This is a genomic window from Chlorobaculum thiosulfatiphilum (genome assembly GCF_006265165.1).
Lineage (GTDB): Bacteria > Bacteroidota > Chlorobiia > Chlorobiales > Chlorobiaceae > Chlorobaculum > Chlorobaculum thiosulfatiphilum.
On sequence record NZ_VDCH01000004.1, the window covers coordinates 20,409 to 31,332 of the forward strand.

General features: G+C 58.9%; 11 protein-coding genes. 5 read left to right on the forward strand and 6 right to left on the reverse strand.

Translation table 11 applies throughout. The features are described from left to right. Positions 1-10: 10 nt before the first annotated feature. Positions 11-523, reverse strand: coding sequence for a methyltransferase family protein (locus FGF66_RS03135; protein ID WP_139456252.1), 513 nt, complete (start codon positions 521-523; stop codon positions 11-13). 102 nt (positions 524-625) lie between these two features. On the opposite strand from FGF66_RS03135, the gene FGF66_RS03140 reads away from it, so the two are divergent. Beyond that, on the forward strand, positions 626-1,171 hold the full coding sequence (locus tag FGF66_RS03140; RefSeq protein ID WP_139456253.1) for a hydrolase: 546 nt from the start codon (positions 626-628) through the stop codon (positions 1,169-1,171). Positions 1,172-1,337: 166 nt separating this feature from the next. Here FGF66_RS03140 and lpxK read toward each other — a convergent pair whose 3' ends face one another. Next, the gene (gene lpxK, locus FGF66_RS03145; RefSeq protein WP_139456254.1) at positions 1,338-2,387 is read right to left on the reverse strand and encodes a tetraacyldisaccharide 4'-kinase; all 1,050 of its coding nucleotides are present in this window, start codon (positions 2,385-2,387) and stop codon (positions 1,338-1,340) included. Continuing rightward, the gene (locus FGF66_RS03150) at positions 2,380-3,009 is read right to left on the reverse strand and encodes a DUF374 domain-containing protein (RefSeq protein WP_139456255.1); all 630 of its coding nucleotides are present in this window, start codon (positions 3,007-3,009) and stop codon (positions 2,380-2,382) included. Before FGF66_RS03150 ends, lpxK begins: the two co-directional genes overlap by 8 nt. A 182-nt stretch (positions 3,010-3,191) precedes the next feature. Between FGF66_RS03150 and purD the strand changes: the two genes are divergently transcribed. The 4 genes from purD (at position 3,192) to trpC (ending at position 7,341) form a co-directional block, all read left to right on the forward strand. After that, entirely contained in the window at positions 3,192-4,469 is a 1,278-nt protein-coding gene (gene purD, locus FGF66_RS03155) for a phosphoribosylamine--glycine ligase (RefSeq protein ID WP_139456256.1), read from the forward strand. Positions 4,470-4,502: 33 nt separating this feature from the next. Further along, positions 4,503-4,934, forward strand: a complete 432-nt coding sequence (locus FGF66_RS03160; RefSeq protein WP_139456257.1) for a Mov34/MPN/PAD-1 family protein — start codon at positions 4,503-4,505, stop codon at positions 4,932-4,934. 146 nt (positions 4,935-5,080) lie between these two features. Then, positions 5,081-6,565 (forward strand): carbamoyl-phosphate synthase large subunit, encoded by a 1,485-nt coding sequence (carB, locus tag FGF66_RS03165; RefSeq protein WP_139456258.1) that lies wholly within the window; start codon positions 5,081-5,083, stop codon positions 6,563-6,565. Then, on the forward strand, positions 6,562-7,341 hold the full coding sequence (trpC, locus tag FGF66_RS03170) for an indole-3-glycerol phosphate synthase TrpC (RefSeq protein ID WP_139456259.1): 780 nt from the start codon (positions 6,562-6,564) through the stop codon (positions 7,339-7,341). Before carB ends, trpC begins: the two co-directional genes overlap by 4 nt. Before the next feature lie 109 nt (positions 7,342-7,450). Here the strand turns inward: trpC and rpe are convergent, their stop codons facing one another. The 3 genes from rpe to FGF66_RS03185 are packed head-to-tail and all read right to left on the reverse strand — an operon-like array spanning position 7,451 to position 10,633. Beyond that, entirely contained in the window at positions 7,451-8,113 is a 663-nt protein-coding gene (gene rpe / locus FGF66_RS03175; protein WP_139456260.1) for a ribulose-phosphate 3-epimerase, read from the reverse strand. A 33-nt stretch (positions 8,114-8,146) separates the two neighbouring features. Next, the gene (locus FGF66_RS03180) at positions 8,147-10,345 is read right to left on the reverse strand and encodes a BamA/TamA family outer membrane protein (RefSeq protein WP_139456261.1); all 2,199 of its coding nucleotides are present in this window, start codon (positions 10,343-10,345) and stop codon (positions 8,147-8,149) included. A gap of 60 nt (positions 10,346-10,405) precedes the next feature. Continuing rightward, complete coding sequence (locus tag FGF66_RS03185) at positions 10,406-10,633, reverse strand: DUF2795 domain-containing protein (RefSeq protein ID WP_139456339.1); 228 nt, start codon at positions 10,631-10,633, stop codon at positions 10,406-10,408. Positions 10,634-10,924 lie beyond the last annotated feature (291 nt).

Below are 10,924 nucleotides of genomic sequence, written 5' to 3' on the forward strand. Positions count from 1 at the left end.
GCAAGCCGCATTACTTTTTCAGCTTTCCCAACCCTGGCGCGAACTTGCCAACTTTCGCGGCGTAGCTGCGGTACTCGGGGTGGCGCTCGGTGAGCCAGGCTTCCTCTTTCGAGGCTTTGTAGTTGAAAAATGCGAGGGCCAGCGCCGTTACCAACAGGTGCGAAAGGCTCAGCGAAAATACCGCCCATCCGGCGGCGGCCAGGAGCTGGGCGCTGTAGAGCGGATGACGCACCAGCGCATAGGCGCCGGTATCGACCAGCTTGCTGTGATCGACCGGGTAGGGGAGCGGGGTGAGGTATCGACGGATATTCAGCGAACCGCCGATGCCGAGCGCGGCTCCGGCGAGTACGCCAATGACGAGGGTACCCCAGCGCAGAATCGCAAATTGCCGCCAGAGTTCTCCGCCCCGCAGATCGGGCCAGACGGGAGTAAAAAAATAGAGCGCCACGAGCGCTATCTGGATGACGACCAGGTGCTCTCCTTTTGCTCCGAAGGGTTTCGATTTACCATATTCCTTTTCCATGCTGCTCGCTTGACAATCCTTTAAATTGCCCTATCTTCAAAAATTTCAAAATTGTAGGAAATGTCCCCCGCAACCCGATCAACATCCTTATCGCCGACCCCCATGATCATTCCGAAAGAGACCTTGCTGCTTGTTATCGATATTCAGGAAAAACTCGCGCCCGCCGTTTTTCAGTCAGATAGCGTCATAAAAAATACCGGAAAACTGATCCGGGCGAGCAAGCTGCTTGGCGTACCGGTTGTTCATACCGAGCAGTACCCGAAAGGACTTGGCCGCACGGTCGATGAGCTGAAAGAGCTGATCGGAGAGGAAACGCCGTTCGAGAAGCTTTCGTTCAGTTGCTGCGGCAACGACGATTTCATGAAGCATCTGCGCTCGCTTGGCCGCAATGACATTCTCGTGACCGGCATGGAGACTCATGTGTGTGTTTACCAGACCTGCGTCGAGCTGCTCGAATTTGGCTACAACGTGCATCTGGTGACCGACGGCGTTTCGTCGAGAAGCGAGGAAAACCGTACGCTCGGCATCCGCTGCATCGAATGCGCCGGAGCCGCGCTCACCAGCACCGAGATGGCGATTTTCGAGCTGTTGCGAGTCGCCGAAGGGGATACGTTCAAGGCAATATCGAAAATCGTCAAGGAGGATTGACGACTCCTTTCCCGAAATCGAAGCATCTCTTCGTAACCATCGTAGGGGCAGGCCTTGCGCCTGCCCTTTGGTGAACGTCGATTTTGGCTTCATCAGGGAAGGGCAACCGCAAGGGATTGCCCCTGCAGAATTTTCCGGTTTTTGCGCTCTACCTGCCTTGTGTCCGTCACGCCCCTCGTTTCAGCACACCCAGTAACATCCTCTCCAGCTCCGCCGCGCTGTCGATAAAATACGGCTCAATCGTCAGATAGCGGCATCCGGCGTTCGCCAGCAGTCCGGCGAGTTCCGGATCATCGGCGATGCGGAACCAGTCCTTTTCCGTGGTGATCGGCACGAGTCCTTTCCGGGCTGATTCGGCGATGATCGAGCGGATCGCCGCCTCCGTGTACGGTTCGTGGTCGCGGAAGAACTTTGTCGCCTTGACGATTATTCCCGCCTCTTCCAGACTGTGCAGGAAGCCCGCCGGTGCGCCGATGCCCGCGAAGGCTAGTGCTTTCAGCGACGCTTCGCCTCTGCTCTCCGATCCATCCACTTTCACCAATCGTCCCGGCTTGATTCGCGAGCGGAGCACCGGCTGGCCGAACTGTTTGAGCTGGGCAAGCAGTGGCGCGGCTTTGGCTTCGTCCGTGATTTTGCTGAAGATGACGAGGTCGCTGCGATGCAATCCTCGCAGCGGTTCGCGCAGGCGTCCGGCGGGTAGCATGGCGTCGAGTTCTTTCGGAGCGCTGGCATTGACCACGACGATGTCGAGGTCTCGCACGATTTTGCGGTGCTGGAAGGCGTCGTCGAGCACGATCACGCCGGGCAGGCGGTTGGCGAACTGGCGCATCAGAAATTGCACTCCTTCGACGCGATTTTCGGCGACGATGACAATCGCGCCGGGATTACGGGCGGCGAGCATCGCGGTTTCGTCGCCCGCGTCGCGGCTGCCGACGAGGATGCGGCGTCCGTCCGAGACGAGTCGGACGCCCTTCGTCCGGCGTCCGTAGCCTCGCGAGACGATGGCTGTCGCGATTCCCGATGCCTCGTAGAATTTGACGATCCAGTCCACGAGCGGGGTTTTGCCGGTGCCGCCGGTGGTGATGTTGCCCACCGAAACCACCGGAATCGGCGAGCGCCAGCTTTTGAAAATGCCCCGGTCGTAGAGCCGGTTGCGCAGGCTCATCGCCATGCCGTAGAGCGCGGCGGCTGGCCGGAGCAGGGTGGCGCTACTCATCGTCGAATCCGCCGGAAAGCTTGTCGGCCCAGGCGCGGAAGGTTTCCTCGGACGGAAACTCCGGCACCTGCACGACGCGAAGCGTGACTTTGACGCGGCTGAAGGGCATCGGGATTTCAAACCTGTCCCAGCTTTTGAGGCTTCGCGCGTTGTCGTAACGGATCTTCGCGAACACCACCGGCGCGCCGTGCAGCGCGGCGAGCCGCAGTGTACCGTACTTGAAGCGGTGGTGCGGGCCGCGTGGGCCGTCGGGCGTTACTGCCACGATGCCGCGATTACTCAGGGCGACGCCGATGTTGCGTTTGACCACCTCCTTGCCCCGCGAACTCGATCCGCGAATCAACCGGAACCGGAGCCGGTCGAGCGCGTCCGAGAGAATCTGCCCGTCACCGGAGAGGCTGACGACCGCTGAAATCTCGCGTCCGGGAAACAGACGCCTCGCCAGCAGCCATCCGGCGATCATCTTGCCGTGCCAGAAGGCGAACATCACGCCCCGCTCATCCTCCGGCATTCGTTCTCCGGTGTGCTCGACGTCGATCTTCAGCGTGCCGAAAAGCAGTTTGAGAACGTGGGGGAGCAGGCGGGTGGCGCTCTTCAAAAGGATGTGCTTCACGAAAGCCATTCAGTGGGTCAACGGTGTGTCTGGAAATGGAGGCGAGGTTTTCAGGGCGGATTTTTTTATTGTTTTTGTGAGCGTCGATGCATTATATACATGCGTTTGGCTCGCCCCGCTCAGCCGGGTGCAATTTAACAATCCACGCCGACAAACCACAGGGTGATTTGAGGCCATCGTTTTACGCAAACATGAACGTTCTGATTATCGGAAGTGGCGCCAGGGAACATGCCATGGCTTGGGCCGTCGCGCGCAGCAGCAAGGTTTCAACGGTTTTCGTGGCCCCCGGCAATGGCGGCACGGCCACGATGGGCGGCAAGGTTCGCAACGTCGCCGTCAAGGCGACCGACATCGAGGCGCTGCTCGATCTCGTCGCCAGGGAGTCGATCGGCCTGACGGTGGTCGGCCCGGAGCAGCCGCTCGAAGCGGGCATCGTCAACCGGTTCCGCGAGGCGGGCTTGAAGGTTGTCGGCCCGACCGCCGAGGCGGCGCGTCTCGAAACGAGCAAGGTGTTCGCCAAGGAGTTCATGAAGCGCCACGTCATCCCGACCGCCGGTTACGAGGTGTTTCGCGATTACGCCTCTGCCAAAGCGTTCCTCGAATCGTGCGGGTCGTTCCCGCAGGTCATCAAGGCCAGCGGCCTCTGCGCGGGCAAGGGCGTTGTCGTCGCCGAGAGCCGCGAACAGGCGCTGGAGGCGATCCACGAATTTTTCGAGTCACGCATCTTCGGCGACGCCGCCGACGAGGTGGTGATCGAATCCTTCCTCACCGGCCAGGAGGCGAGCGTGTTCGCCCTGACCGACGGCGAGCACTACCGGCTTTTCCTCTCCGCGCAAGATCACAAGCGCATCGGCGAGGGCGATACCGGCAAAAACACCGGTGGCATGGGCGCGTACGCCCCGGCTCCACTGGTGACGCCGGAGGTAATGGCGCGGGTCGAGGAGGAGGTCATCCGCCCGACCCTCGCGGGCATGAAGGCCGACGGTTACGCCTACACCGGCTTTCTGTACGTCGGCCTCATGATCGACAACGGCGCGCCGTCGGTGGTCGAGTACAACGCCCGCCTCGGCGATCCGGAGACGCAGGTGGTGCTGCCGATGCTGAAGAGCGATCTCTTCGATGCGCTCCTCGCCAGCGTGGATGGCGGCCTCGAAGCGGTGCCGTTCGAGATGCAGGCGGGAGCCGCAGCGACGGTCGTCATGGCCTCGGCGGGCTATCCGGACGCATACGAAACCGGCAAGGCAATCACCATCGACCCTTCGGTGAACGATATGAAGGGTGTGCTTGTTTTTCATGCCGGAACGCGCCGCGAGGGCGACGCTCTCGTCACCGCCGGTGGCCGCGTACTTTCGGTGACGGCCTGCGCAGATTCGCTGAAAGAGGCGCTCGACCGGGCCTACGGCGCGGTGGCCGCCATCGGATTCGAGGGGGCGTACTGCCGCCGGGACATCGGGGCCAAGGCCCTTTGAAGCATCAGGGACATTCTTTGTAGTAGGCTGTACATGAAATTACCTCGTCGCAAGTTTGAGATCATCCAGGAGCACGCCGTCAGGGATTTGCCCTACGAGTGCTGCGGCCTGCTCGTTGGCCGGAAGGTCGTCGATCATCGCGGAAATATCGACAACATCGTGCTCGAAGTCGCCCCCTGTCACAACGCGCTCTATTATGGCAAGGAGAACGGCTTTGAAATCGCCTATAACGAATTCATCGACGTGGAGCGCGAAGCCCGAAGCTTGGGGCTGGTGGTCGTCGGCTCGTACCATTCGCACATCAACTCGACCGCCGTGCCCTCGCGCAACGACATCGACTTCGCCAGCGCGGGCCATTCGATGCTGATCATCTCCCTCTACGGCGGCGTCCCAAGGGAGGTCACCGCATGGCTCCGCCGCGACTCCGGCGGCTTCCACCAGGAGCAGATCAAGGTGGTGGCGTGAATACGAATGATGAATGATGAATTGAAGAAGGAATTTCTGCTTGTCCACATCGTCCACCAAGTCCGCTTCGCCCTCTCAAAGAAGAGTTGAAAATTTTGTACATTGCGCAACTGAAAGTTTACCACAAGATTTAAAGCTGAAGACAAGTGCCAAAACGCGAGGATATCAAGTCCATACTGGTGATTGGAGCCGGTCCGATTGTTATCGGGCAGGCGTGTGAATTCGATTATTCGGGCACCCAGGCGTGTCGGGCGCTCAAAGAGGATGGCTATCGCGTCATCCTGGTCAACAGCAATCCGGCCACGATCATGACCGATATAGAGCTGGCCGACGCCACCTATATCGAGCCGATCACCCCCTACTATGTCACCAAGATCATCGAAAAGGAGAAGCCGGACGCGCTGCTTCCGACGATGGGCGGTCAGACGGCGCTCAACACGGCGGTCAAGTTGGCCGAATCGGGCGTACTCGCACGCCACGGCGTCGAGCTGATCGGCGCGAAACTCCGCGCGATCCGCAAGGCCGAGAACCGCGAATTCTTCGGCGACGCGATGCGGAAGCTCGGTCTCGAAATGGCCAAGGGCTTCTTCGTGCGCAACGAGAAGGAGGCCAAAGAGGCGCTCGACGAAATCGGCCTGCCGATCGTCATCCGCCCCTCATTCACGCTTGGCGGCACGGGTGGAGGTTTCGCCGAATCCAAGGCCGACTACTACGATGCCGTCAGGCGCGGCCTGGCCGAAAGCCCGATTGGCGAGGTGCTGGTCGAGGAGTGCCTGACCGGCTGGAAGGAGTACGAACTCGAAGTGATTCGCGACCTGGCCGACAACGTCATCATCGTCTGCTCCATCGAAAACGTCGATCCGATGGGCGTTCACACCGGCGACAGCATCACGGTCGCTCCGGCGCAGACGCTCACCGACCGCCAGTACCAGGAGTTGCGCGACGCCTCGATCCGGATCATCCGCGAAATCGGCGTCGAGACCGGCGGCAGCAACATCCAGTTCGCCATCAATCCGAAGGACGGCCGCATCGTCATCATCGAGATGAACCCGCGCGTGTCGCGAAGCTCCGCGCTGGCCTCGAAGGCGACCGGTTTTCCCATCGCCAAAGTCGCCGCCAAGCTCGCCGTTGGCTACACGCTCGACGAGATCACTAACGACATCACCAAAACCACGCCCGCAAGTTTCGAGCCATCCATCGACTATTGCGTGGTCAAGGTGCCGCGCTGGGACTTCGAGAAGTTCAAGAATGTCGATGCCCGCCTCGGTGTGCAGATGAAGTCGGTCGGCGAGGTGATGGCCTTCGGGCGCAACTTTCGCGAGGCGTTGCAGAAGTCGCTGCGCGGTCTCGAAATCGGACGCGCCGGTCTTGGCTGCGACGGCAAGGACATCATGAACGTCATCGATATGACCCAGCAGCAGCGCAAGTTCGCCAAGGAGGACTTGCTCGAAAAGATCAAGATTCCCAAGGCCGACCGGATGTTCTACCTGCGCTACGCCTTCCAGGCTGGCGCGACCGTCGAGGAGGTGCAACAGTCAACCGGCATAGATCCGTGGTTTCTTGACAACATCCGCCAGATCGTCGAATTCGAGGAGGAGCTTCGTCAGATGGCCGCGGGAAGCGAGGCATGAGCTACCTCACCCGGATTCTCGAAACCAAGAGGGGAGAGGTCGCCGAACTGAAAAAAGAAGAGCCGGAGCGCCGCTATCGCGAGGTTTGCGGCGAACTTCCGGCTACGCGCGATTTCCGATCGGCCATTGCGAGTCGTGACGGCGGGATCAACCTCATCGCCGAGGTCAAGAAAGCCTCGCCGTCACGCGGCGTACTGGTCGAAGATTTCCGTCCGCTCGACATCGCCAGGCGCTACGCCGAACTCGGCGCATCGGCCTTCTCCGTCCTCACCGACCAGCACTACTTCCAGGGGTCACCCGACTATCTCAAAGCGATTACGCAGCACTTCTCCATTCCCGTGTTGCGCAAGGAGTTCATCATCGACGAGAGCCAGATTTACGAAACCCGCCTGATGGGCGCGGACGCGGCGCTCCTCATCGTGGCGGCGCTCGAACCGTCGCAGTTGCGGGACTACCTCCAGCTCTTCGCCGAACTCGGCCTGCAAGCGCTGGTCGAGGTGCACGACCGACGCGAACTCGACACAGCCCTCGAACAGGGTTCCACGATTGTCGGCGTCAACAACCGCGACCTGCGCGACTTCACCGTTGATCTCATGACCTCGGTCAACCTCAAGCGCGACTATCCCGAAGGCGTACTCGCCGTCGCCGAAAGCGGCCTGAAACGCCGTGCGGACATCGAGCTGATGCAGCAAGCCGGCTTCGACGCCGCGCTCATCGGCGAAGGTTTGCTCGTCAGCGAAGAGCTGCGGAAGTTCGCCTGGGGGGCGAGAGGGTAGCTGTGGACTTGGTGGACAGGTAAAACTGCGGAATCTCTTCTCTCTTTGGCTTTTCTCCCATAAGACTTATAGGCCCTATCAGACCTATAAGTCCTATTCTTTTCTTCTCTTACTCCAGTCCTTTCAGTTTTCTGGCGGCCTTCGCCGGGTCGGCGGCGCGGAAAAATGCCGTACCTGCGATCAGCGCGTCGGCTCCGGCGGCGACCACATCAGCGCAATTCTCTTCGGTGACGCCTCCATCGACGGCGATCACCATTTCCGGATTCATCTCCATGCGCATGGCGTCGAGCTGGGCGATCTTTTTGAGCGCGCCGGGAATGAATTTCTGGCCGCCGAAACCGGGGTTGACCGACATCAAGAGCACCAGATCGAGATCGGCCAGCACCGGTTCGAGCAGCGAAACCGGCGTGGCGGGGTTGATCGACACACCGGCCTTCGCGCCGAGGCTCTTGATGAACTGGATCGTGCGGTGCAGGTGCGGGCAGGCTTCAAGGTGCACCGTCACCTGGTCGGACCCGGCCTTGACGAAATCCTCGATATAGCGGTCGGGATCGGTGATCATCAGGTGGGTGTCGATCACCATCGAGGTGCATTTTTTGATCGCCTGGATGATGAAGGGGCCGAAGGTGATGTTGGGCACGAAAACGCCGTCCATCACGTCGCAGTGCATCCAGTCCGCGCCAGCGTTTTCCGCCAGCTCGATGGAGGCTTTCAGGTTCGTGAAGTCCGCCGATAAAACGGAGGGAGCCAGCAGCGTAGTTTTTCCGGGCATAGGGTCAAAAAATTAAGCGTGAATAAAAGTTGGTTAAAAAGCTTCTCCGATTCCAAAATTGAAGGTGAAATCGGTCAGATTCATCTTTGAAAACTGCCAGCGTTGCGGATCGGCGGGATCGTGCAGTTTCCAGGCGAAGTCGAACCTGAACGGGCCGATGGGCGAACCGATGCGCAGTCCTGCTCCCAAGTCCCAGGCGAAATCACGGGTCAGCGACTGGAGCGAGAAGGCGTAAGGGCCGGTTCTGTCCCAGATGTTGCCCGCGTCGGTGAACAGGGTGACTCCGGATTTCTGTCCGAAAACCTTGAAAAGCTGCATCCGGTATTCGAGGCCGAGTTCGGCCTTGATGTCCGCGCCGAAATTGGAAACAGCCTCGTTCGAGTTGCTTCCGGGGCCGAGCGTTCCGAAAACCCAGCCGCGCATACTGTTCGATCCGCCCGCGTAGAAACGGTGATCTTCCGGCGTTGTATTGGCCTTGCCGTACGGACTCATCCAGCCGAGGGCGACTTTCGCCGCCACTTGCCGGTCGGGCGAAAGCTCTTTCGTTACGGCGAGCTGCGTGTCGAACTTGACGTACTGGTTGTAGGGCGTGCCGAAAATCTGGGCATCCGAGCTGGCGAAGTCGTTGTATGATTTTGTATCGACAACGTTGTCGATCAGCCACAACAGGCTGCCGGACTCTTCGGCCACGGCCGAGAAGTTCCACAAGGTCGATTTCCTGCGTCGCGAGGCGTTGTCGCGGTTCGAATAGTTGTAGCGTAGCCTGAAGGTCTGGTTCAGGCGGGTCTGGAGCAGGCTGTCCAGACCCCGTTTCACCGCGACCGGATCGGCGGGATCGATGCCGATATTTTCAGCCAGATCGGTTTTGAACAGTTGCTGGAAGCCGCGCAGAGAGTCCTTGCGGGCGACTTCGAGTTCGAAGAAATCGAAGCTGAGTTTCGAATTTCTCGTTGGCCGTGTGCTGTAGGTGCCCCGGATGATCTTCCGCTGGCTGTCGATCAGTACGGGCTGTTTCGATTGGGCATATTCGAGAGTGCCGGTGTAAAATGAACCCTGCTTGCCGAGTGTGGGAATGACCATCTCCGCCTTGATATTGAATTCATAAGGGATGATCTTGTCGTACTGGTCGGGGCTGAGGTTGGAAAGTACGCTGGTGTTCGACGAAGTCTGTGTGCCGTAGTTGGTTGAAAGTCTGAACTGCTGGCCAGCGCCGAAGAGATTACGGTTTTCGTAAGCCAGCGCGCCGCCGACGAACAGGGAGCCATAGCGATTGTCAACCAGCAGCTTCGGTTCGATCTGGTGCTTGGGACTCGGATCGAGATCGATGGTCACGGGAATGGCGGCAGTGCTGACGGTATCTTTTTGTATCGAAATGGATGAGAAAAGATTGGTCGAACCGAAATTTTCGAGGGTTCGCTGTTCGAGCGACTGACGGGTCAGCGCACCCTGTTTCCAGGCGATGGCCGACGAGAATACTTTTGGCGAGAATTTCTGGTTGCCGTAAATGGTGACCGAAACGTTCTCCCGCTCGAAGGTCTTCGCGGTTGCCGGATTGTCCTTGGCGAGCGGATTGTGGACGAACACTTTCACCGGGCCGTAGGCGTGGCGTCCGGGAAGGCTGATGTTAAACCGCACTCCGGCATGAAGGCCAAGGGTATCGACCGTGATCCTGATGCTGTCGGGATGAAAAAAGGTGTAGCCGTATTCGCGGAAAAAATCGAGCGTACGATCCCTCTCGTCGATCAGGTTTTCAACGGAGAATATCTGTCCCGTTTTCAGACGGCGACTTCTGAGGTAACGTGAGCGGAGATTTGCCGATACGGAGTCGAGACCCGCATAGCTGAGCGAATCGACAAGGGTCGGCTGGTTCTCCCTGATCCGGATGACGATGCTCGCGTCGCCCGTCTTGCTGCGTGTGACGGTGGGATCGACATCGGCGAAGAAGTAGCCTTTGAAGGTGTAGAGCTTCCGGATGAGGTCGATGTCTTTCTGGAAATCATCGGCAATGAATGGCCTGCGCGCACCCGCAAAAAGTCCGGTACCGAGGAATGAGTCGCGCGTGGTGGTTGACATGACTCCCCGGATATCTTCGGTGCTCAGGGCTTTGTTGCCGGTGATTTTGATGTTTTTGACCTGGGGGAGCGATGAAGCATTGCCGTTCGAGGGGGGCGAACTCTGTTCAGCCCACAGCGCTCCAGGCATGGAGAGAATGAGAAGAAGCCAGACGGCCATTGCCGCCCTGAGTCGGCGGGAAATTATCTTTAAAAAAAAAACATCGCTTCCCGGTCTCCCTTAGTTTAGCGGTTCTTCGTCGCTGTAACCGAAATCTTCGTCAGTCGGGTAATCGGGCCAGATCTCTTCGAGCGTTTCATAGAGCTCGTCGCTGTCGGGCAAATCTTCAAGGTTTTCTATGACTTGCTGCGGAGCACCCGTTCTGTTTGCGTAGTCGATCAGTTCATCCTTGGTGACAGGCCAGGGAGCATCGGCAATATATCGGGCAAAATCGAGATTCCAGTACATACTGACGGTAAATGGTTGATTCTGTGATGAGTAAACGTCGCGTTTCATGGCTGTTTTCTGTGCATGTAACTCCAGATGAGCGCTTCTCGCGCCGGATAAAAGTATTACCGGCAGTCAGCGCCAATGGGGAGAAGCCCGGCTACACAGGCGTCACGCGGACGCTCATGTTCCTGAGTCAGCTTTATCGAAACCGTCGCTCGCGTTGTTTTTGACAAGGACGTAACTCATTGCTGTAAAAGGTTTTGAGTTCGTGGTTGCCGAATAACAGCGTGGTTCCGCTCAAGCTCACGA